A 23,661-nucleotide genomic window follows, 5' to 3' on the forward strand; every position below is an offset into this window, starting at 1 on the left:
CAAGCCAGCGTGAGGCAAACATGGGGCGAAAATAAGCCAAGTGCTCGGGGGAGAGATAGGTGGCACCAGTGGGTAAGCATTGGGATTCGCGCGTTTTGGCACAGCGTGCGGCGGCACTATTCGAAATCGTTGTTCCGCGTCAGTGTGCCGGATGTGGGGGAGAGCTAGAGGCTGCAGCACAGCTATGTGCGCGTTGCCAGCTGCATTTGTGGGCTCTGCCGCAACAGATTGCTAGGCCGGTCCCGTTGGGGATGCCGGTATGGGCGCTCGGGCCCTATTCGGACGTGCGGCGAAACCTCATCGTGGCCATGAAGGAGCGGGGCAATCGCAAAGTGCGCAGCCATGTGGCAGCAGTATATGCCGCAGGCATTGAACATTTGCGGGCGCGCGGCGAGATTCCGGAGGAATTAGTGCTGGTGCCAGCCCCCACGCGGCGTTCTTCGGCGCGGGCACGCGGTGGCGACCCGGTAGCGCAGATATGCATGCAGGTGGCCAAGACCTTGCCGCGGGTAAGCGTATGCGAGGCGTTGGAAGTTCGGGAGTCAGCGGCCGATCAATCCGAGCTTTCTGCAACTCAACGCTGGGACAATATGCGCGCAGCGGTGCAGGCCAGGCCCGCTGCAAGCCGGATTGTGGGACGACGATTGCTGCTTGTCGACGATGTGGTAACCACCGGTGCAACTTTGGTGGCCAGCGCCAGCTGCCTGCGGGGTAGCGGGGGAGTCCCTGACGGGGCAATCGTACTGGCAGAAGCTTAGATTCGGTTGGTTGCAGGGGTAATTCCGGCCCTATTGGTCCCCTTGGTTATGACCAGTGCTACCATGAAGAGTGTCACAGGGAAGTAGTTAAAGTGTCCCAAACCATCCGGTTTCTATCTTGGGAAGTCGGACTGGAAAGGGCCTTTCACCTGCGGAATGTGCAGTCAATCAGTCCCCACGAGATAAGGGAGGCAACTCAATGTCCCAGCCCACCAACGCTCAGGTCACCATCACCGGTCGTAACGTCGAGGTACCAGACCACTTCCAAGAGCGCGTCACCGAAAAGCTGGCCAAGATTGAACGCCTTGACCCGACTCTGACTTTCTTCCACGTGGAGCTCCAGCACGAGCCGAACCCGCGTCGTGAAGCAGAGTCTGATCGCATCCAGATCACCGCAACGGGTAAGGGCCATATCGCTCGCGCTGAAGCAAAGGAAGATTCCTTCTACGCAGCACTGGAAACCGCTCTGGCAAAGATGGAGCGTTCCCTGCGTAAGGTCAAGGTCCGCCGTGAGAACGTGAAGTCCGGTCACCGCGCGCAGAAGGGTACCGGCGAGCTCGCTGCTGAGATGGTTGCTGCTGCAGAGCACGAGCGTGCGAAGGAAGAGCGCTACATCGATCCTTATGCAGAAACCGTCGAGGATGTTCGCCCTGGCCAGATCGTCCGCTCCAAGGAGCACCCGGCTACCCCGATGAGCATCGATGATGCTTTGAGTGAGATGGAGCTCGTGGGCCACGACTTCTACCTCTTCGTCAACAAAGAAAACAACAAGCCATCTGTGGTCTACCGTCGTCATGCTTTCGATTACGGCATCATCTCCCTGTCGGAGGACGCAACAGAGGAGTAAACCTAACTCCTTTTAAGATTTAGCCCTTCCGCCGCGTTCGCTTAAGTCCCTGATTGTCAGGTCTATGCGTCGCGGAGGAGGGGCTAAAGTTTTGCCGACGCACTGCAAACGTTCAGTGGTTTATAAGGTGGTCGGAATCAAGCTTTAACTACCCAGTGGGTACAATGACGAGAAGTTAACTATTTTGTCGCGATAAGAAGGACTATCTAGAAGTGTTTGGACTCTCCAAGCTGCTGCGCGCAGGCGAAGGACGCACCGTCAAGCGCCTAGCGAAGATGGCTGATGACGTTATTGCTCTCGATGCGGAGTACGCCGCGCTATCTGATGCAGAACTAAAGGCAAAGACCCAGGAATTCAAGGACCGCCTGGGGGCCGGTGAAGAGATGAATGACATTCTTCTCGAGGCTTTTGCCACCGTCCGTGAAGCCGCTTGGCGCGTGCTCGATCAGAAGCACTACAAGGTGCAGATCATGGGTGGCGCGGCGCTGCACTTCGGCAACGTTGCCGAGATGCGCACCGGTGAGGGCAAGACCCTGACCTCGCTGCTACCGGCTTACCTCAATGCGCTTGAGGGCAAGGGCGTGCACATCGTTACCGTCAACGATTACTTGGCAAAGCGTGACGCCGAGATGATGGGTCGTGTGCACCGCTGGCTGGGCCTTAGCGTTGGCGTCATTCTTTCTGAGATGCGCCCTGCACAGCGCAAGGAAGCCTACGGCTGCGATATCACCTACGGTACCAACAACGAGCTGGGCTTTGACTATTTGCGCGATAACATGGTCCGCACGCTTGACGACGTCGTCCAGCGCGGCCATAACTTCTGCATCGTCGATGAGGTTGACTCCATTCTTATCGACGAAGCCCGTACCCCGCTTATCATCTCCGGCCCGGTGGACGGAACCTCCCAGTTCTACAACGTCTTCTCCCAGATTGCGCCGAAGATGCGCGAGGGCATCCACTACGAGGTGGACCATAAGAAGCGCACCATCGGTGTGCTCGAGGATGGCGTGGAATTCGTGGAGGACCAGCTGGGCATCGACAACCTCTATGCGCCAGAGCACTCGCAGCTCGTGTCTTACCTGAACAACGCGCTGAAGGCGAAGGAACTGTTTGCGCGCGATAAAGACTACATCGTGCGTAACGGTGAGGTCATGATCGTTGACTCTTTCACCGGCCGCGTGCTGGCAGGCCGTCGCTACAACGAGGGCATGCACCAGGCCATTGAGGCCAAGGAGAACGTGGAGATCAAGAACGAGAACCAGACTCTGGCGACCGTTACTCTGCAGAACTACTTCCGCCTGTACGAGAAGATTTCCGGTATGACCGGTACCGCAGAGACCGAGGCTGCCGAGCTGCACTCCATTTATGGTCTCGATGTTGTGCCGATTCCGACGAACAAGCCGAACCAGCGTGTTGACCAGGCTGACCGCATCTACAAGACGCAGGAAGCAAAGTTCGCCGCAGTCGTCGATGACATTGCTGAGCACGTCGAGGCCGGCCAGCCGGTCCTGGTTGGTACCACCTCCGTTGAGCGCTCCGAGTACCTGTCCCAGCTTTTGACCAAGCGTGGCGTCAAGCACTCCGTCCTGAACGCGAAGCACCACGAGGAAGAGGGTCAGATTGTTGCTCGCGCCGGTCGCCCTGGCACCGTAACCGTTGCTACCAACATGGCAGGCCGTGGTACCGATATCGTGCTGGGTGGCAACCCCGAGGTCATCCTGGACGAGAAGCTGCGTGAGCGCGGCCTCGATCCTTTCGAGGATGAAGAGCGTTACCAGGAGGCATGGGACGCTGAGATTGACGAAGAGCGTGAGCGTTCCAAGCGCCTGGGTGACGAGGTCCGTGAAGCAGGAGGCCTTTATGTCCTAGGCACCGAGCGTCACGAATCCCGCCGTATCGATAACCAGCTGCGTGGTCGTTCCGGCCGTCAGGGCGATCCCGGTGAGACCCGCTTCTACCTTTCGATGCGTGATGAGCTGATGGTTCGCTTCGTGGGTCAGTCCATGGAGAACATGATGAACCGCCTGAACGTGCCTGACGACGTCCCGATCGAGGCGAAGATGGTGTCCAACTCCATCAAGGGCGCCCAGGCACAGGTGGAGAATCAGAACTTCGAAATGCGTAAGAACGTTCTGAAGTATGACGAAGTACTCAACGAGCAGCGCAAGGTTGTCTACGCGACCCGCCACGACATCTTGGATTCTGGTGACATCAAGGACAACATCCGCGACATGATCGATGACACCGTGTCGGCTTATGTTGCCGGCGCTACTGCCACCGGCTATGTCGAGGACTGGAACTTGGACGAGCTGTGGAATGCTCTGGAGTCTCTCTATGGCCCGACTATGAGCCACGAGTCCCTGGTGGAGGGCACCGAGTACGGTTCTGCCGGCGAGCTAAGCGCAGAGCAGCTGCGCGATGCATTGCTAAGTGATGCTAACCACGAGTACGACGAACTCGAAGAGTCCGTTAGCGCTATCGGCGGCGAGTCCCAGATGCGCAACACCGAACGCATGGTCATCCTGCCTATCATCGACCAGAAGTGGCGTGAACACCTCTACGAGATGGACTACCTGAAGGAAGGCATCGGCTTGCGCGCGATGGCACAGCGCGATCCGCTGGTGGAGTACCAGAAGGAAGGCGGCGAGATGTTCAACGCCATGAACGAGGGCGTCAAGGAAGAGACCGTCCGCCAGCTGTTCATGCTCCGCAAGCAGTTCAAGGCGCAGCAGGAAGCGCAGGCAGCTTCCACTGAAACCACTGAGGCTTAACGGATTTAAGCTCATTTGAAGCGTCTGGCCAAGAAATTGGTCAGGCGCTTTAAGTTTTATGCCAGTTTCCTATACTCTAGAAGGAAGCTAACGATAGATTTTCTTTTTCTAGGAAGGGTAACTCCGTGCGCAGTCGTTCACTCAGCCTGGGATTTTCAGCATTTTTGTCTGCCACGCTGCTGAGCGGAACCGCGCAAGCCTACGGCGAGGTTGAGCAGGAACCGCGTTCCTGCCATGAGGCTGTTGTCGCTGCAGGCATGGAAGATTACTTTTCTGCTGCCGAAACCGAGAATCTCACGGTCGCAGAATGCGTAGAACGCATTGCAGAAGGAAAACCCAGTAAGACCCCCGAAGGGCGCCCTGCCTTCGGCCAGATTGGCATGCTCTTCGGCGGCATCGCCTCTGTGATTGGTCTCGGCGTCGGCGCATGGACCTCGGTGGATTGGACCGACATCCTGCTGCGCTTGGGTTCGCTTTAATATTTGGCCCTAGGTACTTGGTGCGAGCCCTGCCTCTTAAGCCTAGATATTCAGGTTGTGGCCAAGGGAGAGCAAGCGGAACTCTTCTAGCCGATTGTGCTTGAAGGAGCCGGTAAAACCATGGTGTTTGCCGCCAATATCGGCCGAGCCAAAGAACTCACCGTTAGCACGGGCGTGCAGGCTTCGCAGCTGCGCGCGCAGCGGCCTATCGTGGGGCCGATGATTAAGCGTCCAAGCGCGCAAATGCACTTTGATATCGCGGTTGTATTTATTGCCCGCTAGATGATGCAGTGGGCGTAGCCCACCCGTAACCTCCAGTGCGAAGATAACAAGGTCGAGGATTTCCTTGCGGGTGGAAAGGTCTTCTTCCGTGGGCTTTCTCTCATAGCGCACTCGATCGGGCGCGGTATAGAGCTTGAGGTGGCTAAAACCAGGGATAGGTGAATACAACTTAAGTGAGCCTTCCTGCAAGTCCTACAGGAGGCGAACGCACCCACCATTGTGCCACGTGGCGTCGGAAAGCGCTGGCTCCTGTGAGAATGCTGAAAGGGGTGGGCGCGATATTTTTTATTTTTAGATATACTTTCGTCCGTCAAAAGCACACCCGCTCTTTTAGTATTAAGGAAGTTTAAATGCGCGGTCTTATCGTAGATTTCGTTGGTGTCTTGGACGGCACCGAGGAAGACGTCAAGCGCTGGCGTTCCCTGTTCGCTGCAGCCAAGGCTAACGGCGTAGCGACCGCCATCCTGTCTAATGATCCAGGTGGCCCAGGCGCAGAGCATATCCGCGAGTGGGAATACCGCGGCATCGTTGATGCGGTCATCCTTTCCGGCGAAATTGGGGCAGAAAAGCCTGAGCTGGCTGCCTTCCAGGCTGCGGCGGATGCCATCGAGCTGCCGATCAATGACTGCGTCATGGTCGATGATTCTATTCTCAACGTGCGTGCTGCCGTTGATTTCGGAATGCTCGGCATGCTGTATACCGTCTTCGACCGCACCAGCGTTGAGATCCAGGCTGTATTCGACATCGAGGGTGAGTTCTAAGTGGCTAAGGCGCGCGTTTATCTGCCGGCGACCTTCGCTATGCTCAGCGAGCTTAAGGAGACCGGCCAGTTGGCCGCACGCTCCGGCTGGGGCTTTACCGTGACCCCAGCGCTGCGCGAGTTCTACACTGAGGGGGATGAAGAAGAGATTGCCTACTCCGCATTCTTGGAGGCTTCGATGGCATCCCTTCGCCTGCTCGCCATTGGCGACGAGGAGACTTTCCCGCATCGTCGCGTAGTTATTTCTGTGGACGTTGACGAGTCTGTGTTAACTGCCCAGCCTGACATGGGTGATCCGGTAGTCAAGCTGAATCCTGCAGTCATTACGGAGGAAAACCTGCAGGCTATCCACGTGGATGTGGAAGAGTCTGAGGAAGCTACCGCGAAGGCCATCGAGGTCATCGATAACGCCGATCTTGGTGACGAAGACGCGGAGCTGGCCGTAGGAGACGCCCTGGATAACTTTATGGCGTTCTACGACCCATCTGAGCTGCCCTTCTTGGTGGAGCTGCTCTAATTTTCCCAATCGACGTTGGTGCGCAGCGCTTCGAGCAGCTTGCGCACCGCGTCACGACGGCGGGCGGAGGCTGAGTCTTCGGGGATTTTCAGATCCAGCCCGCATTCTGGATCGGCTGGGGGACCGACGTGCGTGCAGCCGCGCGGGCAATATTCTGTTGCCGCGGCTAGATCTTCAAAGACACCGAGGACTGTATCGGCGTCGACATGCGCCAGGCCAAAGGAACGGATTCCTGGGGTATCGATAATCCAGCCGCCGTCTGCACAAAGCTCTTCTGGCAGCGGAAGAGCGACGGATTGCGTGGAGGTGTGGCGTCCCTTGCCCACGGCGGAGACCTCACCGGTCTCGCGTTTAGCCCCGGGAACCAAGCGATTAACGAGCGTGGATTTGCCTACGCCGGAGTGCCCGATGAGGGCCGTGACGTGGCCATTAATCACATCACGCACTTGGTCCAAGGAATCATCGACGCCCGCCTCGACGACGGTGACATCAAGATCTGCAAATTCGGCAGCAAAAGGTGTGGGGTCGGTGAGATCGGTCTTGGTCAGACAGAGTACTGGGTGCACGTTGCCGACGAAGGCGGCGATGAGTGCGCGCTCTACAAAACCAGAGCGTGGGGGAGGATCCGCCACTGCGGTGACGATGAGCATGCGGTCGGCGTTGGCGACGACGATGCGCTCATAAGGATCCGTATCGTCGGCAGTGCGGCGCAAAACAGAAGTGCGCTCCGCAAGCTTGACGATGCGTGCGAGGGTGTCCTTGCGCCCGCTGGTATCACCGACGACGCCGACTCGGTCACCGACCTCGACCGGGGTGCGGCCCATCTCGCGTGCACGCATGGCGACGACCTGCGGTCCCTCGTCGAGCGCTACGCCCCAGCGGCCGCGGTCTTTGGTCACCACCATGCCGAACTTGGCGTCCTTGTGCTTGGGGCGATCCTTGGTACGCGGACGCGAGCCCTTACCGGGGCGGATACGTACGTCGGATTCGTCGTATGAGCGTGCACTTCTAGCCACGGGCGGCCTCCAGCATTTCTTCCCACATTCCCGCAAAGCCAGGAAGTGTTTTCGCAGTGGCGTTGATGTCTTCTACTTCCACGCCTTTAACGCGCAGCCCGATGATGGCGCCGGCGGTTGCCATGCGGTGGTCCGCGTAGGAATTCCACTTCCCGCCGTGGAGCTGCGCCGGTTCGATATAGAGGCCGTCGGAAAGCTCCGTGACCTTGCCACCTAGGGCGTTGATTTCGGTTGCGAGCGCTGTCAGACGGTCTGTTTCGTGGCCGCGCAGGTGAGCGATGCCGTTAAGACGCGAGGGCGAGGAAGCAAGCGCACACAGGGCCGCGACGGTAGGTGTGAGCTCGCCGATATCGCCCATGTGCTTTTCGATGCCATGCAGGTTGCCGTCTGCGGCACCGATGACGGTGACGGAATCTTCTGTTTGTTCCACGTGAGCGCCCATGGCTTGCAGGATCTCGCACATCTCAGCGCCCGGCTGGGTCGTGTGCTGTGGCCACTGCGGGATGGTTACGCGACCGCCAGCAACCGCCGCTGCGGCCATGAACGGAGTGGCGTTGGAGAGATCAGGCTCGATGTTCCATTCCCCGCCGGCGATGGGGCCGGGGCTAACGCGCCAGGTATTTTTGCTTTCTTCGACTTCGACGCCGGCTTGGCGCAGCATCGCACAGGTCATCTCGATATGCGGCAGGGAAGGAAGCGGGCCGCCTTCGTGGGTGACGGTGATGCCTTCTCTAAAGCGCGCGCCCGAAAGCAAGAGCCCGGAGACGAACTGGGAGGAACCGGAGGCGTCGATAGTCACTGCGCCGCCTACTGGAACTGACGTGGATAAGATGGCAAAGGGCAGGCCCTCGCCCTCGACCTCAACGCCAAGGCTGCGCAGTGCGGAAAGCATCGTGCCCATTGGGCGCTTGCGTGCTTGCGGGTCACCGTCGATGCGGACAGGGCCATTGGCTAGTGCTGCGACGGGTGGGACAAAGCGCATGACCGTTCCTGCGAGACCGCACTCGACGGTGGCACCGTGCAGCGGGCCCGGCTTGACGTGGACGTCGTTGCCTTCGTGGCGGAAGGCAACGCCCATGGACTCAAGCGCTGCCTCCATAAGACGCGTATCGCGTGACTGCAACGGATTGCGCAGGATAGATGGAGAGTCAGCCAACGCTGCCAGAATATAGGCGCGGTTAGTGATCGACTTCGACCCTGGAATGGGTTGTTCCCAATCCAGTGGGCCGGTGGCACGCGGGGCTGACCAATACAAAGACATGTAGTCCATAATATAAGTTCATGTGCGGAAGATTTGTTTTGTTCAGCGAGTCTTTACTCGCCGCGGTTGGCGACTGGCCAGGTATTGAGGAGGTCCACGCCCCACAAGGGCTGCCGCCGACGCGTTATAACATCGCCCCGACACAGCCGATTGCCGTGGTGCGTGTACAGGAATCCGTAGCGCGTGTGGAGCCAGCACGCTGGGGTCTTATCCCGCATTGGAAGAAAGACTTAGATGGCCCGCCGCTTTTTAACGCGCGTGCCGAAACCGTGGCGACTAAGCCTTCGTTCCGCGAGGCTTTCGCACGCAATCGCTGCATCATTCCGTTGGATGGCTACTACGAATGGAAAGCTGACCTACCAAGCCCAGGCGGTGGAACCAAAGTCAAGGGCAAAAAGACGCCCTATTACGTCACCGGCCCAGAGGGCATGCTCTTTGCCGCTGGGCTGTGGTCCCCGGGCCAAGACAGGCTTTCAGCCACGATGATTACCACCGAAGCCACCGAAGAAATGGCGTGGCTGCACGGCCGCCTGCCTAAGTTCCTGCGGCAGGAGGAAATCGAGCCATGGCTGGCAGGCGAGCCTTTGCTCGAGCCAAGCACCGTCACCGGTTTTCAGGCGCGACCCGCGGATCCAGCCGTGGGCAACGTGCGTAACGACTATGCCGAGCTTATTGCAGAACAACCCCCGGAAAGGCTGTTCTAGAACGATGGTTGCGCCAACTACTGCGCTACCAGGTCGGTGAAAGTGATATCGAGAACCTTGGCTAAGTCCTCCGCATTCATTTCGATGTCGAGGCCACGGCGCCCGCCGGAGAAAAAGATGGTGTCGAAGAGGACAGCCGTTTCATCAATTGCGGTGGGAAGAACGTGCTTTTGGCCTAGCGGAGAGATTCCGCCTGGAATATAGCCGGAGGATTTCGAGGCATCTTGAGGATCGGCCATCGTCGCCTTCGCCGCACCGAATGCCGCGGCCGCCTTCTTTAGGCTGAGCTTGTGTGAGACTGGCAGCACGCAAACCGCTAATTCCCGCTTGGCGCCTTTGCCCGCGGTGAGATCGACCACCAGAGTCTTGAATACGCGATCAGCATCGATGCCTAGTTCCGCTGCGGCAGTGTCACCGAAATGATCCGTGCCGCCCTCGAAGATTGCCACCTCATGTGGGATTCCCGCTTCTTTCAAGATCTTTAAAGCTGGGGTAGCGGCATGCGGAGTTTTCTTGGACTTGGACATAAGCCGCATTTTAGTAGCCGCGTCATGCTAACCCATTAGGATGGGATACGTGGCTACAAAAACTACTAGCGCTAAGGACAGTCAGCGCCTCTTTGAGGAGCAAGCACTGCCTTTACTCGACCAACTCTACGGTGGAGCCATGCGTCTTACGCGCAACCCGCAGGACGCCGAAGACTTGATTCAAGAGACCTATCTGAAGGCTTATAAGAATTTCGACTCCTTCAAGCAAGGCACCAACCTCAAAGCTTGGCTCTACCGAATCATGACCAATACCTACATCAACTCCTATCGCAAGGCGAAGCGCCGCCCGGCGGAATCTTCAGCAGATGATCTGAGCGATTTTCAGCTCTATACAACTGCCGGTCATGATTCGACCGGCCTGGAATCGGCTGAAGTCGAAGCATTGAAGTTGATGCCGGATTCCGCGATCTCTGAGGCAATGAATGATTTGCCGGAGGATTATCGCATGGTTGTCTATTACGCCGACGTCGTAGGCTTGGCGTACAAGGAAATCGCAGAAATTATGGACACTCCACTTGGCACGGTCATGAGCCGGCTACATCGTGGAAGAAAACTCCTTCGTGGCGCGTTGAAAGACGTGGCTAGAGAAGAAGGCATCGGTCTCAACCACCCAGACATGGAGGAGAAGTAATGAGCAACGCGACAGGGAACAATTGCGGCGCATGTAATTCTCCTGAGGTCCAGGCACTGTTTTGCGAGCTTTTGGATGAGCGCACAAGCTATGCGCGTGCGCTAGAAATCCGCGAACATATTGCCCAGTGCGACGAATGCCAAGCACGCCTTGAAAGCGAAGAAGTGGTTCGTGCGCTCGTTCGCAAGTGTTGTTCTGGCACCAAAGCGCCACAGTCGCTGCGTCAGCGCATCACCATCGAAATAACTCGTGCCGAGGTTCGCTGGAATTAAAATCCAAAGGTAGATTCAGCAGCTTATTTTAGATACAGCAAAAGGCTCGCCTTCCTTCAATGAAGGGAGAGCGAGCCTTTGTCGTGCTGCTTATTTATGCGCTAGGACGCTTGCCGTGATTTGCACTCTTCTTACGGCGATCCTTGCGCTTACGACCACGCTTAGACATGGGCGGCCTCCTTGCTAATAGGTGAGCGGATAAATTACTTACCCACTGACTTTAGTGGCTGGATCAGCCGGTGGGAAATCGGGTTAGGTTAGCGGAGAATTAGGGGAGTGAAATTTAAACGGTAACGCGTGCGCGGCCGCGGCCTCGGTTGCGGCGGCGCTTGAGAGCGCGGCGCTCTTCCTCAGACATACCGCCCCAGACGCCGGCATCCTGGCCGGACTCCAGTGCCCACTTCAGGCAAGCGGAGGAAACTGGGCAGCGGTTGCAAACCAGCTTGGCCTTTGCGATCTGGGTAAGTGCAGGGCCGGAGTTGCCTACTGGGAAGAACAGCTCTGGGTCTTCGTCGCGGCAAACAGCTTCGTGGCGCCAATCCATGATTGAAATCTCCTAACAAAATTTAGACAGCATGACAGGTCTCTGCGGTCCACAAATGCGGACTACAGCAATTAACAGGGGTGGGAGTGAACCGGTCTGCGCTCAGTGGGGCCCTGTCTCGAGTTAGGGCCAGCGTCGGCGCCGCCATGATTCACTTTGTGTTCACTTGGATGTTGTTCCAAGTTTTGGACTGCTTAAACAGCCCGTTGTTTTTGCTACTTGAGAATCATGACATGTTTACCTCCATCCCGCTAGGGGTAGGAGGCAAATTGTTGCGAAGATCACTGACTTTCATGCAAGTGAACGGCGAAAAATGGCGCCATTCTTCCTGCAAGAAAGCTGGCAATAATTAGTTTACCTGCCACTTTGGGTGATTTTAGGTGAGTGTGGTGACTTGGATACCGTCAAATCTACTTCTGGACAGATGCCCCCCGATGTGCATCCGCGTCGAAAGTTAAGGGCCTTTTAGCAGTACTTGTTCCCATGCGTTATCAAATCCGCGCGCCGTAACGGCATGACAATGCGTCTCATGCTTTAAACAGGTGAGTAAACTGTGGCGCGTGACTGAGAAGAATTCGAAGAAGAACACTGTCAAAAAGTTTGGAAAAAGCGCCGCGGCGAATTCGGGCGCGCCGCGCTCGGTGCTGATTGCTGCGGGCATTGCCATCGTGCAGTCAGTGGCCGTTATTGCCTTCGGGCTCTTCCTCATTATCCGTGAATTGATGGGTGCTGAGAACGCTTCGATGGTCTCTGAGACAGGCGCTTCCAACTTCGTTGGTTTCGGCACCGCTGTCTTCATCTTCATCGTGTTCGGCTTTGTGATTATCGGTGCCCTTGCCTTTGTAAAGGGAAAGCGCTGGGGCAGGGGAGCAGTGGTCCTCGTCGAGTTCATCCTCGCTGCGAGCTCTTTCCAGATGTTTAGCGGCGGCTCTCCGGTGCTCGGCGTTGTCACGCTCGCGAGCGCTATTGCCGCGTTGTACTTCGTGATGTTTGTGCCGGACTCTGCGAAGTGGGCTGAAGCAAACTTCCGCGGCTAGTTTTCTGCCTAGCCGCGGTGGGCTGCGGCCGCAGGGTAGCGCCTTAAAGCGCGCTAAGGCCCACGGCAGTGTCACCGCGCTGTTCCACGATGGTGGTGCCGGACTGCGTGAGGAAAACGGGGCCCTCATAGTCGCCGCGGTCGACCCGGATGGTGCGCTCGGTTTCGCCGGTGGTCCAGTTGACCACAGCAATGCCTTTCTTAGTTGGCATAAGCAGGCGATCGCCTACTGCTACACCGGTACCGATAGCGCCTTCGAGTACTTTGTCGACTTTGAGCTCAGAGGGCGTAAAAAGATAGAGACGCTTTCCATCGAACCAGGACATGTGATGGGGTAAGTCAGCGATCGCTGGTGAAAAAGGCGTTGAGGAATTATTGACGTCAGGGGAAGCGGCGACCTCCATTGAAGAGAGCTTCGTCCCAGAATTGGAGTAAGAATCGATACGTGGTTTGGGGCCTGGTTGGTAGACTGCTGCGGATTTTTGCCCCACTGCGATGATTCGTGAGCCCTGATTTGCCATAATGATGTTCGCGGAAACTTCTGGTTTGCGAGAGTCTTCCGGAGTAGTGCCCATAAAACGAAGAGCGGTGACTGAAGGGTCATCAGGACACGATTCGGTTACCGCGAGATTTTCTGTACGGGTTAGCGCGGACGTGATAGAGCAGTCTTCGTGTTCTTGAAAGTCAGGCTCTTGTTTTGCCTGTACGCTTCCGTATTCAATCGTGCGGACCATGTCGGATCTCCAAATATCGACACGTTCAGCGGACACAGTACCAACTCGATCATTAGAGGTAATGGGGATTACTTCCTCTGAGTTAATTGCGCTTCGAGTGTCTGCGTATTGACCGGTCGCAGCATCAATCGACACTGTGTCGCCGCACCCGACACCAGTGCGGTACGTTGCCACTACCTTGTCCCAAGCGGTGCTGAGGGAACATAATTCGGCATTTTGGCGGGAGTAACGCCATTTTTCTTCGCCGTGAGTATCGGATGCCGTGATAGTTTCCCCAGTATGTGTAATTAGGAGCCCCTTCGCGGAAAGCGCGCGGTGTTGCCCCGGCAGTAGTGGGTTAGAAAGCGTGAATACTTCGTTGAGCTTTTCAGGTGCCTTTGCCAAAACTTCGACGCCGTCTGGCATGGCTTCGCTAGCCGGAACGAGCTCAGCTTCTCGAATGTTTGCAGTGAAAAAAGTGCCTCCAATAGCGATGGCACACACGGCAGTAATTACGCCTGTACGTATCCAATCAGACTTACTAGCTTGAAGGATTGGTGTGGTGCTCATCGGTGTTGGCTCCTTGTACGGCGTTTACGGGAGGGACGCACTTTTGTGGAATATTTTTTGTGCTTAGAGGTTGCGCCGATTATCTTAACCGCGGGACCGACGGATTCGGCAATGCCCTCCTTAAAGCCCAGGGCTTCGGCAAGCTCAGGGGACGTGCTAAACCACTGCGGTGGCTCCGGTTCGTTGAGGTCGAGTTCGTCGTTGATAAGGCGCCATTTACCCAGCTCGTCGTAGCCCACCAAGGTGATTGCGGTGCCGGTATGGCCTGCGCGGCCAGTGCGGCCAATGCGGTGGACAAAGGTCATAGGGTCATCTGGAACCTGATAGTTGATGACGTGGGTGACATCGTCGACGTCGATACCGCGTGCGGCAACGTCGGTGGCGACGAGGATTTCCACCTTGCCCTCGCGGAATGCGTTGAGGGACTTTTCACGCGCTGCTTGGCCCAAGTCACCGTGCACTGCGCCGACTCGGAACCCGCGCTGGGCTAGTTCGTCTGCAACTTCCGCTGCCGAGCGTTTGGTACGGGCGAAGATGATGGTCTTGCCGCGGCCTTCCGCCTGCAGCGCGCGGGAGACAATCGCCAACTTGTCCATGCGGTGAGCCTGGAAGGTCACCTTGCGGGTAGAAGCATGGGTTTGGTTCTCGTCGCCTGATTCGGCGCGGATATGGATAGGCCGCGACATGAAAGTACGTGCCAAGGTCAAAATGGGGCCAGGCATAGTGGCAGAAAACAGCATGGTTTGGTGCGCATTGCCGTGGAGAGCTTCCAGAATCTTTTCAATATCTGGCAAGAATCCCAGATCAAGCATCTCGTCGGCCTCGTCGAGCACGAGGATTGCCACGTGCTCGAGGCTCAAGTGGCCTTGCTGAACCAGATCCAAAAGGCGGCCCGGGGTACCTACGACAACATCGACGCCCTTGTTGAGCATCTTGATCTGCTCTTCATAAGGGCGCCCGCCGTACAAAGTGGCAAGGCGGACCGGGAGATTGCGAGCAGCAGCCGAAAGATCTTCGCCGACTTGGACCGCAAGCTCGCGAGTAGGAACCACGATGAGGGCGCGAGGGGTGCCGTCTAGTTCCTTAATATCGGCGTCGTCAAACACGCGATCTAGAACTGGGATGCCGAAGCCGAGCGTCTTTCCCATGCCAGTGCGGGCTTGGCCGATGAGGTCTTGTCCGCCGAGCGCGATCGGAAGAGTCAGTTCCTGGATGGCGAACGTGCGCTCAATTCCGCGGCTGGCCAGGGCATCTACGATCTCTGCTGCGACGCCGAGGGACGCAAAGGTAGGTGATTGCGAGAGCTCAGACTGTTGAAATGACACAACTTAATAGTAGCCGGTGCGGCTATAGTGGGGCCATTGAGACTTTAAATTAAACTTTTAAGGAGAAGACCTTTTCATGGATATCAAGATTGGTTTCGCAGACACCGCCCGTGAGCTCGTTATTCACGCAGAGGGCACCCAGGAAGAGCTGGTAGCCAAGGTCAATTCCGCATTGGCAGATAACGCTACCTTGGAGCTGGAAGACACCAAGGGCCGCAAGTACATCGTTCGCACTGACCGTGTGGTCTATGCAGAAATCGGCGTCGCTAAGACCCATGCCGTCGGCTTCGCAGGTGCTTAAACCCATGAGGTTTGCGCCCTAGCAGAGGAATTGCCCTCAAAAAGGGTGCAACGGGTAATCTATTTCCTCATGGAAAGCCCTGTGGATAGTTCGCAACGCGCCCCACGTCACTCGCACCGCAAGCCTGGCCAAGATCCGTGGATCGTCAGGTTTGCACAGGCTTATGGTTGGTGGCGCGTTGTTGCGATCCCAGTGATGGTGGTGCTGACCGTGTGGGTGCTTGTCGACGTCGCACGTCCCGCGCAAGAAGAGGAGGCCACCGTAGCTTCTGGCAGTGACGCGGCGGCTACCACCGAAGAAGACCGAGTAGGCCCCGATCCCGCCAAGGCCAGCCACATTGCTGTGGCGAAGGAGGGGCTACCTGCCGGCGGTGATTTCTCGGAAAAGGGCGACGATACTTACCGCGATGCGGGTACTGCCGGCGCGCATGCGGGTAAAGGCGGCAAGAAGAAGGTTCGTTACTCGGTAGAGATTGAAAACGGCGTCGACACGACCCCGTACGGAGGCGACTCCGCCTTTGCTGCCATGGTCGATGCAACGCTGGGGGATCCACGCGGTTGGACGGCTACTGGTGACTTCGAATTCGCCCACGTAAAGGCCGATGAAAATCCGGATACGCGTATTCGCTTGACCTCCCTGGAAACCACCGCTGAGCTCTGCGGCGCGCAGCTGGAAACGGAAACTTCCTGCCACACTGGAATCACTGGTGAGTCCACGGTCAATCTCAACGAGTCCCGCTGGGTGCGCGGGGCGCTGCCATTCGAAGGTGACTTGGGCAATTACCGCCAGTACCTCATCAACCACGAGTTTGGCCATGCCATTGGCTATGCTTCCCACCAGGCGTGTGGCGGCAATGGGAAGCTTGCGCCGGTCATGATGCAGCAGACGCTTAGCTTGAACAACGCTGAGCTCTATGAAAAAGATTCCAAAGAAGTCTATCCCAACGAGGATGTAACCTGCGAGCCGAATCCATGGCCGTATCCAAACCCGCGGGTTAAAGATCCGCATAAGCCGGAACAGGAGAACTAAATGTTGCTTCCTCCAGAGCACGTGCTGAATGCATTTCACGCTGACGCCAATCTCCGCCAGGTCCAAAGTGAGGTTCTGGGACCGGAGTGGGATCACGGCATCAAGGTAGGTGACGTTGTCTTCGCCCGCGCCAACGAGCTTTCCGGATGGTCCGCCAAGGTCCGTGAGAAGCTCGTCGTAGAAGGCGCGCGCGTGGTGAGGCCGGTCCTTAGCACGGATGCCCGTTTTACAGCTGCGGGCTGGAAGGCCAATCAGTATGTTCCAGGGCAGCTGCGTGGGCGCATCGATGAAACCGCACAGATGGCCTTGCGCTTGGACGCGGCGCTTTCTACATTTCCTATGCCGAATGTTGGCCAGCGTGACGACGTTTTCGCTCGTGCCGAGCGTGCCGCTTGGGCGGAGACCGGGGAGGCCTATTCCGCGGAGCTAACTGATAGCCTCCCCGTGGGCATCGCGCACGTGGACGTGCTGGGCACGACCGTTTACTCTGGGGCGAATCCGCCGGCGCTTGTCGACGTCGTGCCTTCCGCAGCCCCACGCCCACTGGGCTGGAGCGCGGCACTCGTTATTGTCGACGGCCTAGTAGCCGAGTCTGTGGATGATGGCATTTGTTCGCGCTTTGGGCACGTGCCAGGTATGCCGCAGTTGTTGTTGCGTGCCTCAGCTTATCGCCGCTACGTCAATAACTTGCATCTCGCTTCGAAGTCAACCACGCGTTCGAATATTGAAAGGGTCGAAGCTCTGCTGGTGTCCAGGGCATCTGAAATACTAAACGGGTGAGTTACGATCCCCGTTCTACTGCCCGTGTAGGTGTCGTTCTGCCGCCTTCCCCTCAAGTGCGCCTCGTGCCGCGCCATGCCAATTACAGCACGCGCATTTGGGATTTTCCGCTGCCGCAAAAAGGTACCTGGCGCGTTTTAGGCTCGGCTGGTGCCGGCGTTTCCAGCCTGCTGATTGATGTGGTTTTGGAACAGCTGCGCAGCGGCGCCGATCCTTCGGGCATTCTGGTTGTTTCCACCTCCAAGGAATCTGGCGCCATCCTGCGCCGTGAATTGGCAGAACACCTTGAGGATTACGCGGCGCAGGCCTCCATGGTGCGTTCCGTGCACTCGCTGGCCTTTGCGCTGTTGCGTAATGCAGCGGACGAGGAGATCCGCCTTATCACCGGCGCGGAGCAGGACGCCGTCATCCGTGAACTACTCGAGGGTCAAGCCGAAGAACATCGCGGCAGCTGGCCGGCGGAGGTACGGCCGGCACTGACCTTCGTGGGTTTCGCGCGCCAATTGCGCGACCTTCTGTTGCGCGCTATCGAGCGCGGCCAAGGTCCTGATGAGCTCATGGAGTTGGGTAAGAAGTATGACCGGCCGATGTGGACTGCGGCGGGTGAATTCCTGCTGGAATATGAGCGCACCCAACAGCTAGCCGGCCTGCACTCTTATTCGGCGGCGGAGTTAGTCAACGAGGTATTGCTGCGCTCTAGCGCTACCGAAAACCACCCGTGGCACACCATCATCGTCGACGATGCCCAGCTGCTTGATCCAACCTCCGGATTGCTTGTGGAAAAGCTCTCGCGTGGGGCGGAACTGACCGTAATAGCAGGTGACCCTGACCAAGCGGTCTTTGCTTTCCGCGGTGCCAATTCGGAGTTCTTGACTTCTTTTCCCGCAGAGCATGAGCTGGTGCTGGATGAACCGCGGCGTCGTCCAGCGCCTGCCTGCATCAGCATCGTGGACTCGCGCTCGACCTTGCGTGATGTGGTGGCCGACGCGGTGCGCCGCCGGCATTTGGAAGACGGCGTCGACTGGCGCGATATCGCCGTCATCGTCCGCTCTAGCGGAGATATCGGCCAGATTCGCCGCACGCTGCTAGCCGCTGGCGTGCCGGTTCATATCAATCCCACGGACGTAATCTTGGCCGAGCAAAGGCTGGTCAAGTCGGTACTTTTGGCTTTACGGGCGCTCGAGCATGAACTCAGCAATGCGGAACTCGAAGACCTAGTCACCGGGCCTGTGGGCGGAGCGGATCCCGTAACCTTGCGCCGCCTGATTCGTGGCCTGCGGCGGTGGGCACCACAAGCGCGCGGCATTGATTCGCTGCGTGGGCTTTTGGAAGGGCAGTTGCCGGATTTCGCGGGGCTTTTGACCGAGCGCGAACAAACAATCTTGGAGCGTATCCGCGCGATTGTGCAGGCAGGCCGCGCTGCCATTGGTGCGCAAGCCTCTATCGAGGAAATCCTGTGGGAGGTCTGGAACGCCACTGGGCTCGATGCTCGTTTGCAGGCGGCTGCGTTGCGCGGTGGTGCAACCGGCTCGCAGGCAGACCGCGACCTGGATGCCATGATGGCGCTTTTCGATGCTGCAGGTGACTACTCTGAGCGCCGTCCCGGAGCTTCGCTCGATTCCTTCCTGCGGCACATCGAAGAACAAGAATTGCCCACCGGCGTGCGTGACCGCCGCAGCGCTGTCCCGCAGGCGGTAGAGGTGATTACTGCGCACGGTGCGGTGGGCCGGGAATGGGACACTGTTGTCATCGCTGGCGCTCAGGAAGGTGCTTGGCCTTCCCTCGGTGAGACGGGATCGATTTTTGAGCAGGAAGCGTTAATTGATCTGCTGGATCGGTCGGTTACCCCGGGCACGCCGGTAAGCCATGTGGCAAGCCGCTTGAGGGAGGAACGCCGCTTGTTCCATGTGGCCACGACCCGCCATCGTGCGCGTTTGTTGCTTGCCGCGGTCGATGCGCCCGATGCTGACGTGCCCGAAGAGCCGTCGCGCTTTATTAGTGAGTTTGCGCGGCAGGGCAGCGTGGACGTGCCCGGTGCAGTCGAACGCCGGGAAGCAAATAAGCGCCTGCGCGCGGTGCGTTTGCCGCAAGAGTTGGGCTTGCAAGTGGCCGAACCCGAACCGGTATCAGTGCGCGGTGAGCGGGAAATCGACCCGCTCGAGGTAGCGGTACTTTCGGTGCCTTCTTTCGTGGCCCAATTGCGCCGTGTTGTCATGGATCCTGAAAGCGGGGAGGCCGAGCGCAGTCAGGCGGCACGTCAGCTCGCACGGCTTGCCAAGGCCGGAGTGCCCGGAGCCCATCCTGAGCAATGGTGGGCTGCACGCTCGGTGGCGGTAGCGGAAGAAACGGAAGACTCTGGCACGCCCACTGGCCGTGTCTCGCCATCCCGCGTGGAGGCGCTCTTGCGTTGTCCGCTCAATGCAGTACTTGGAAACTTGAGCGAGGAAGAAGAGACGCCGCTGGCGTTGCTGCGCGGCACCATGGCGCATGCATATCTTGAGGCGCTGGGCCGCGGTGTGGACCCAGAACTTGGCAAAGAGATGGTCAAGGATGCTTTTGGCTTAATCCTTAATGCGCCCAGCTGGAAGCGAGACTCCGAGCTCGCGGACTTTGAGCGCCTGCTTGAGCGCACGCATCATTGGGCCCTAGACACTGCTTCTAACTTCGAGCTGATTGGTGTGGAGGTTCCGGTCTCCGTGGAGGTCATGTCGGGAATTAAGGTGGCAGGCTATATGGACCGCCTAGTTAAAGCAGGCGAAGTTTACATGGTGGTTGACCTCAAGACGGGCAGCAGCGCGCCGTCTCGTGAGGAAGCCAAAGACAATGCGCAGCTAAAGACCTATCAGCTGGCCTTGGCACACGGTCAGCTGTGCGACGCTAACGAAGACAGGGCACAAGGTCCTGTAATCCGCACGGGTGAGGGTATGGCTCGCGGAGGCGGCGTGCTGGTTTATCCAGGCACTGATCAAAAGTCCATCACCAGCCGTGACCAAGCTGCTGTCCCGCCGGAAGAACTAGAAGAATTCGCTGGGAAGCTGCCCGCGCTGGTAGCTGAACTTTCCAGTCAGCACTTGACCGCCCGGGAAAATGAGTCCTGTGGACGCTGCGCAATCCGGTCCATTTGTCCCATCCAAGCAGAAGGAAAGCAGGTCTCTGATGAGCTCGCAGACTAAACTATTAAGCCCCCAGCAACTTGCTGCTGCTCTGGATAAGCCTTTCCCGCCGACGGATGAACAGAGCAAGGTCATCGAGGGCCCGCTCGGTCCGAAGCTGGTCGTCGCCGGCGCGGGCGCTGGCAAGACGGAAACCATGGCCTCGCGTGTGGTCTACCTCGTGGCCAATGGCATGGTGCGCCCAGAAAACGTCTTGGGTCTAACCTTTACCCGCAAGGCAGCTCAGCAGCTTGAGCAGCGCATCCGTAAGCAATTGATGAAGTTACGAGATTCCCGCATCGTCGCGCCGGATTCTGCAGCGGCGGAAGCGCTGGAAAACATTGCGCCGAAGGTCGCCACGTATGACTCCTACGCGGGTGATTTGGTACGGGAATATGGCCTGCTCGTGCCGGTTGAGCCAAGCGCGCGGATTATTACAGATGCAGAGCGCTTCGCCATCGCGCACGATGTCGTGCTCAATTACGGCGGCAAATTATCTGCGTCCCAGTCGGTGGCCACGGTTACTGAGACCCTGCTCAAGCTTGCACAATCCATCGATAACGCGTTGATGGATCCGGCCGATATCCGGGAGCATGCTCGGATCTTCACTGCCACCGCTTATGACCTAGAAAAGACCCGTAAAAACGGCCCGGAATTCAACAAGGATGTGCAACGGTACCTAGACCGCCAGCAGCTGCGTGTGGAGTATCTTCCACTCGTTGAGGCCCTGAAGGAAGAACAAGCGGCCCGTGGCGTCATCACCTTTGGCGAGCAAATGGCAATCGCCGCCAAGCTGGCCCAGAGCCATCCCGCAGTAGGCGAGCAGCAAAGCCAGCGTTTCAACGTGGTGATGCTCGATGAGTACCAGGACACCTCCCATGCACAGCGCGTGCTTCTTCGTTCCCTGTTCGGCGGCGTGCGCCCAGGCGTATCCGTAACGGCCGTGGGCGATCCAATGCAATCTATCTACGGTTGGCGTGGCGCCACGGCAGAAAATCTTGCTGCCTTCGTAGAGGATTTCCCTCAGGAAGATGGCTCACCCGCGCCGAAGGACCAGCTGACCACATCCTGGCGCAACCCACAGCGTGCTTTGGAACTGGCAAACGACGTCGCGGCCAAGCTCTTTTCCGAGTCCGCTGGCCCACGGCCTGTTGATGAGCTGCAGCCGCGCGATGGCGCGCCGGAAGGCGATATCGAGCTGGGGTATTTTGCCTCTGAGCGCGAGGAGCATGAACACATCGCCCAGCATCTCAAGAGCCTTTATGAGCGATACGAGGACCCAAACGATTTCAGCGCGGCGGTGCTTGTGCGAACGAATAAGCAATCGCCCCTTATCGCACAAGCCCTAGATGACGCAGGCGTGCCGAATGAAATCGTCGGCCTAGGCGGCTTGCTCTGGCAGCCGGAGATTCAAGATCTCATTGCCGTTGCCACCATCCTCGTCCGTCCGCAGGACACCAACGCCGCACTGCGCGTGCTCACCGGGCCCATGTGCGGGCTGGGCGTAAAGGATCTGCAGCAGCTGTTGGCACGTCAACGCAACCTTGCCGGCGGCGATGCAGCGGCATCAGGACGGTTGCGTTGGGAGGGCGGTGACCCAGTTGAGCATCTCGCCGCCCAACTAGCGGAGCTGACTGAAGAAGGCACCGGACAAATTTTGGGCCTGGCCGATGCTTTGGCAGACCTTGGCGAACGCGAACGCTATAGCGCGCCGGGGCTGGTGCGCATGGAGGAGCTTTCTTCGAAACTGCGCCACCTGCGTACCTACTCGCTGTCTAAGTCTTTATCGGATCTCTTCGCCGACATCGAAGCGCTCTTTAATATCCGCACCGAGGTCCTAGCCAGCGGCACGCTGGGCGGCACCACGCACCTGGACGCTTTTGCCGATGTCGTCGCTGATTTCCACGGCGATTCCCTTTCCGCATTGCTGGACTATCTCTCGATGGCACGCGAACGCGAAGACGGCCTTACTCCCGGCGAAGTTCCCGCTGTAGCCGGGCGTGTGCAAATCATGACCGTGCACAAATCCAAAGGCCTAGAGTGGAAGCACGTCTGTGTGCTCCACGCTGACTCCACGAGCTACAAGGGCCAAGCCGAAACCTTCCTCACCTTCGTGGAGAAGGTCCCCGGTGACGAAGACGTCATCGAGCTGGACCCTGATGCCACAAAGCGTTCAGAATTCGGCAAGGCATGCGAGGCCTATAAGGAAAGCGTGCGCCAGAACCAGCGCGAGGAAAGCGCGCGCCTGTTCTACGTTGCGATGACCCGCACCGAGTCCACGCTGACCATCACGGGTTCTGGAACCAACAAGGTCCAAAATAAGTCGAAGAAGGGGCCCTACGAATACCTAGAGCTGCTGCGCGCAAAGCATCATGACTTGGTTCAGCATTGGGACGTGCCCGCTAGCCCCGAGGAGGCTGCCGCGCACGAGGTAATGCTCGAGGGCACTTTCCCAGCGCTGCAAGCTAGCTCGCATGCTGTGAAGGCAGCGGAGACTGTGCTGAAGGCCATGGACAAACTTCCGGAGTTGCGCGCAGGAGAAACCTTTGAGCTTTGGGAACAAGAAGCAGGTGCTTTGATCGAGGAATACGCGGCATTGCAAGCACCTGTCGTGGACGTAGAGCTTCCCACCGAGCTGACGGCTTCCGACATGGTCTCGCTCAGTTCAGACCCCATTCAGTTCGCGCGGCGCCAACGACGTCCCATTCCTTTTAAGCCGAATGCATACGCCAAACGCGGTACCGCTTTCCACGCTTGGCTGGAAGATAGGTTTGGTTCGCCGGCTCTGTTGTCGGAGGATGAACTGCCCGGCTCCGATGAGCAGCCTGAGCAGGACTTGGAAGCATTGAAGGGGGCGTTCCTTTCCTCCGAATGGGCGCAGCGCACCCCGGAATACGTTGAGGCGCCTTTTGAAATCACCATCGGTGATTCGGTAGTACGCGGACGCATGGACGCAGTTTTCCGCGAAGCAGACGGCACCTGGTTTATCGTGGACTGGAAAACTGGCCGCCCGCCTAAAGGCGCGGATATGCGCGCGGCAGAGATCCAGCTGGCGGTCTATGCTGAGGCATGGCGGCGCGTGCATAGCACCGAAGACGTACGCGCGGCATTCTTCTATGTCCATGACGGTTATCTCTTCGAACCGCGGGATTTACCCACTGGAAAGCGGCTGGTAGAGCTTCTTGAATCGTCAGTTTCTGCTTCTGCGAGTTAAGGTATTTAGCCGGTTCGTAAAACGCGGGTCCCATTTTGGTTATGCTCGCGTTAACTCGGGCCGCTAAAGCCACAAAATCAAAGCTAGAGGAAGACCAAAGTCCAGTGCCGAAACAACGTGCGCAACGCATAAGCCGTCGCTTTAAGGCGCG

General features: G+C 58.0%; 23 protein-coding genes. 15 read left to right on the top strand and 8 right to left on the bottom strand.

Annotated features, from left to right (window positions below; all coding sequences use genetic code 11):
* Positions 1–68 precede the first annotated feature (68 nt).
* The 4 genes from QKB66_RS09890 to QKB66_RS09905 all read left to right on the top strand — a co-directional run bounded on the left by QKB66_RS09890 (position 69) and on the right by QKB66_RS09905 (position 4,855).
* Positions 69–758: a ComF family protein gene (locus QKB66_RS09890; RefSeq protein WP_414253213.1), complete on the top strand. Its 690-nt coding sequence runs from the start codon at positions 69–71 to the stop codon at positions 756–758.
* A 199-nt stretch (positions 759–957) separates the two neighbouring features.
* Positions 958–1,605, top strand: coding sequence for a ribosome hibernation-promoting factor, HPF/YfiA family (hpf, locus tag QKB66_RS09895; RefSeq protein ID WP_248092216.1), 648 nt, complete (start codon positions 958–960; stop codon positions 1,603–1,605).
* Between the two features lie 212 nt (positions 1,606–1,817).
* A complete protein-coding gene (secA, locus tag QKB66_RS09900) occupies positions 1,818–4,376 on the top strand; it encodes a preprotein translocase subunit SecA (protein WP_248092214.1) in 2,559 nt (852 codons plus the stop codon).
* Positions 4,377–4,501: 125 nt separating this feature from the next.
* A complete protein-coding gene (locus tag QKB66_RS09905) occupies positions 4,502–4,855 on the top strand; it encodes a hypothetical protein (protein ID WP_248092212.1) in 354 nt (117 codons plus the stop codon).
* A gap of 42 nt (positions 4,856–4,897) precedes the next feature.
* Here the strand turns inward: QKB66_RS09905 and QKB66_RS09910 are convergent, their stop codons facing one another.
* Complete coding sequence (locus tag QKB66_RS09910) at positions 4,898–5,305, bottom strand: hypothetical protein (protein ID WP_248092210.1); 408 nt, start codon at positions 5,303–5,305, stop codon at positions 4,898–4,900.
* 182 nt (positions 5,306–5,487) lie between these two features.
* On the opposite strand from QKB66_RS09910, the gene QKB66_RS09915 reads away from it, so the two are divergent.
* The gene (locus QKB66_RS09915) at positions 5,488–5,898 is read left to right on the top strand and encodes an HAD-IA family hydrolase (protein WP_248092208.1); all 411 of its coding nucleotides are present in this window, start codon (positions 5,488–5,490) and stop codon (positions 5,896–5,898) included.
* Positions 5,899–6,414, top strand: a complete 516-nt coding sequence (locus tag QKB66_RS09920) for a DUF6912 family protein (protein ID WP_414253214.1) — start codon at positions 5,899–5,901, stop codon at positions 6,412–6,414.
* Here QKB66_RS09920 and rsgA read toward each other — a convergent pair.
* Positions 6,411–7,430: a ribosome small subunit-dependent GTPase A gene (rsgA, locus tag QKB66_RS09925; RefSeq protein WP_248092205.1), complete on the bottom strand. Its 1,020-nt coding sequence runs from the start codon at positions 7,428–7,430 to the stop codon at positions 6,411–6,413. The genes QKB66_RS09920 and rsgA overlap by 4 nt on opposite strands.
* Complete coding sequence (gene aroA / locus QKB66_RS09930) at positions 7,423–8,691, bottom strand: 3-phosphoshikimate 1-carboxyvinyltransferase (protein ID WP_248092202.1); 1,269 nt, start codon at positions 8,689–8,691, stop codon at positions 7,423–7,425. The genes rsgA and aroA overlap by 8 nt, the downstream gene beginning before the upstream one ends.
* Before the next feature lie 20 nt (positions 8,692–8,711).
* Here aroA and QKB66_RS09935 point away from each other — a divergent pair, with 20 nt between their 5' ends.
* The gene (locus QKB66_RS09935; protein ID WP_414253215.1) at positions 8,712–9,395 is read left to right on the top strand and encodes an SOS response-associated peptidase; all 684 of its coding nucleotides are present in this window, start codon (positions 8,712–8,714) and stop codon (positions 9,393–9,395) included.
* 17 nt (positions 9,396–9,412) lie between these two features.
* On the opposite strand, the gene ybaK is transcribed toward QKB66_RS09935, so the two are convergent.
* Positions 9,413–9,931, bottom strand: a complete 519-nt coding sequence (ybaK, locus tag QKB66_RS09940; protein ID WP_248092196.1) for a Cys-tRNA(Pro) deacylase — start codon at positions 9,929–9,931, stop codon at positions 9,413–9,415.
* A 31-nt stretch (positions 9,932–9,962) separates the two neighbouring features.
* On the opposite strand from ybaK, the gene QKB66_RS09945 reads away from it, so the two are divergent.
* Together QKB66_RS09945 and rsrA are read left to right on the top strand one after the other, a co-directional pair.
* Positions 9,963–10,574: a sigma-70 family RNA polymerase sigma factor gene (locus QKB66_RS09945; RefSeq protein ID WP_248092194.1), complete on the top strand. Its 612-nt coding sequence runs from the start codon at positions 9,963–9,965 to the stop codon at positions 10,572–10,574.
* Entirely contained in the window at positions 10,574–10,846 is a 273-nt protein-coding gene (gene rsrA, locus QKB66_RS09950; RefSeq protein WP_248092191.1) for a mycothiol system anti-sigma-R factor, read from the top strand. The genes QKB66_RS09945 and rsrA overlap by 1 nt, the downstream gene beginning before the upstream one ends.
* Positions 10,847–10,940: 94 nt before the next feature.
* On the opposite strand, the gene QKB66_RS09955 is transcribed toward rsrA, so the two are convergent.
* Positions 10,941–11,015 (bottom strand): 50S ribosomal protein bL37, encoded by a 75-nt coding sequence (locus QKB66_RS09955; RefSeq protein WP_096030696.1) that lies wholly within the window; start codon positions 11,013–11,015, stop codon positions 10,941–10,943.
* 114 nt (positions 11,016–11,129) lie between these two features.
* Entirely contained in the window at positions 11,130–11,390 is a 261-nt protein-coding gene (locus tag QKB66_RS09960) for a WhiB family transcriptional regulator (RefSeq protein WP_061921027.1), read from the bottom strand.
* Positions 11,391–11,950: 560 nt separating this feature from the next.
* Between QKB66_RS09960 and QKB66_RS09965 the strand changes: the two genes are divergently transcribed.
* On the top strand, positions 11,951–12,427 hold the full coding sequence (locus QKB66_RS09965) for a hypothetical protein (protein ID WP_248092188.1): 477 nt from the start codon (positions 11,951–11,953) through the stop codon (positions 12,425–12,427).
* 43 nt (positions 12,428–12,470) lie between these two features.
* Here the strand turns inward: QKB66_RS09965 and QKB66_RS09970 are convergent, their stop codons facing one another.
* Both QKB66_RS09970 and QKB66_RS09975 read right to left on the bottom strand, forming a co-directional pair.
* Positions 12,471–13,709: a hypothetical protein gene (locus QKB66_RS09970; RefSeq protein WP_248092185.1), complete on the bottom strand. Its 1,239-nt coding sequence runs from the start codon at positions 13,707–13,709 to the stop codon at positions 12,471–12,473.
* Positions 13,706–15,034: a DEAD/DEAH box helicase gene (locus QKB66_RS09975; protein WP_248092182.1), complete on the bottom strand. Its 1,329-nt coding sequence runs from the start codon at positions 15,032–15,034 to the stop codon at positions 13,706–13,708. Before QKB66_RS09975 ends, QKB66_RS09970 begins: the two co-directional genes overlap by 4 nt.
* Before the next feature lie 76 nt (positions 15,035–15,110).
* Here QKB66_RS09975 and QKB66_RS09980 point away from each other — a divergent pair, with 76 nt between their 5' ends.
* The 5 genes from QKB66_RS09980 (at position 15,111) to QKB66_RS10000 (ending at position 23,510) form a co-directional block, all read left to right on the top strand.
* A complete protein-coding gene (locus QKB66_RS09980; RefSeq protein WP_061921035.1) occupies positions 15,111–15,335 on the top strand; it encodes a DUF3107 domain-containing protein in 225 nt (74 codons plus the stop codon).
* A gap of 69 nt (positions 15,336–15,404) precedes the next feature.
* Positions 15,405–16,364, top strand: coding sequence for a DUF3152 domain-containing protein (locus QKB66_RS09985; protein ID WP_248092179.1), 960 nt, complete (start codon positions 15,405–15,407; stop codon positions 16,362–16,364).
* Entirely contained in the window at positions 16,365–17,144 is a 780-nt protein-coding gene (locus QKB66_RS09990) for a hypothetical protein (RefSeq protein WP_248092177.1), read from the top strand. It begins immediately after the preceding gene.
* Positions 17,141–20,317: a PD-(D/E)XK nuclease family protein gene (locus QKB66_RS09995; RefSeq protein WP_248092175.1), complete on the top strand. Its 3,177-nt coding sequence runs from the start codon at positions 17,141–17,143 to the stop codon at positions 20,315–20,317. The genes QKB66_RS09990 and QKB66_RS09995 overlap by 4 nt, the downstream gene beginning before the upstream one ends.
* A complete protein-coding gene (locus QKB66_RS10000) occupies positions 20,301–23,510 on the top strand; it encodes an ATP-dependent helicase (RefSeq protein WP_248092173.1) in 3,210 nt (1,069 codons plus the stop codon). Before QKB66_RS09995 ends, QKB66_RS10000 begins: the two co-directional genes overlap by 17 nt.
* Positions 23,511–23,661 lie beyond the last annotated feature (151 nt).

This window comes from Corynebacterium sp. c25Ua_89 (assembly GCF_047459735.1).
GTDB lineage: Bacteria > Actinomycetota > Actinomycetes > Mycobacteriales > Mycobacteriaceae > Corynebacterium > Corynebacterium simulans.

Bases quoted from the DNA above. Each gene is read 5' to 3' on its own strand.
- hpf (WP_248092216.1), top strand. From the start codon at position 958: ATGTCCCAGCCCACCAACGCTCAGGTCACCATCACCGGTCGTAACGTC.
- QKB66_RS09915 (WP_248092208.1), top strand. From the start codon at position 5,488: ATGCGCGGTCTTATCGTAGATTTCGTTGGTGTCTTGGACGGCACCGAG.
- aroA (WP_248092202.1), bottom strand. From the start codon at position 8,691: ATGTCTTTGTATTGGTCAGCCCCGCGTGCCACCGGCCCACTGGATTGG.
- QKB66_RS09935 (WP_414253215.1), top strand. From the start codon at position 8,712: ATGTGCGGAAGATTTGTTTTGTTCAGCGAGTCTTTACTCGCCGCGGTT.
- ybaK (WP_248092196.1), bottom strand. From the start codon at position 9,931: ATGCGGCTTATGTCCAAGTCCAAGAAAACTCCGCATGCCGCTACCCCA.
- QKB66_RS09945 (WP_248092194.1), top strand. From the start codon at position 9,963: ATGGGATACGTGGCTACAAAAACTACTAGCGCTAAGGACAGTCAGCGC.
- rsrA (WP_248092191.1), top strand. From the start codon at position 10,574: ATGAGCAACGCGACAGGGAACAATTGCGGCGCATGTAATTCTCCTGAG.
- QKB66_RS09960 (WP_061921027.1), bottom strand. From the start codon at position 11,390: ATGGATTGGCGCCACGAAGCTGTTTGCCGCGACGAAGACCCAGAGCTG.
- QKB66_RS09970 (WP_248092185.1), bottom strand. From the start codon at position 13,709: ATGAGCACCACACCAATCCTTCAAGCTAGTAAGTCTGATTGGATACGT.
- QKB66_RS09980 (WP_061921035.1), top strand. From the start codon at position 15,111: ATGGATATCAAGATTGGTTTCGCAGACACCGCCCGTGAGCTCGTTATT.
- QKB66_RS09985 (WP_248092179.1), top strand. From the start codon at position 15,405: ATGGAAAGCCCTGTGGATAGTTCGCAACGCGCCCCACGTCACTCGCAC.
- QKB66_RS09990 (WP_248092177.1), top strand. From the start codon at position 16,365: ATGTTGCTTCCTCCAGAGCACGTGCTGAATGCATTTCACGCTGACGCC.
- QKB66_RS10000 (WP_248092173.1), top strand. From the start codon at position 20,301: ATGAGCTCGCAGACTAAACTATTAAGCCCCCAGCAACTTGCTGCTGCT.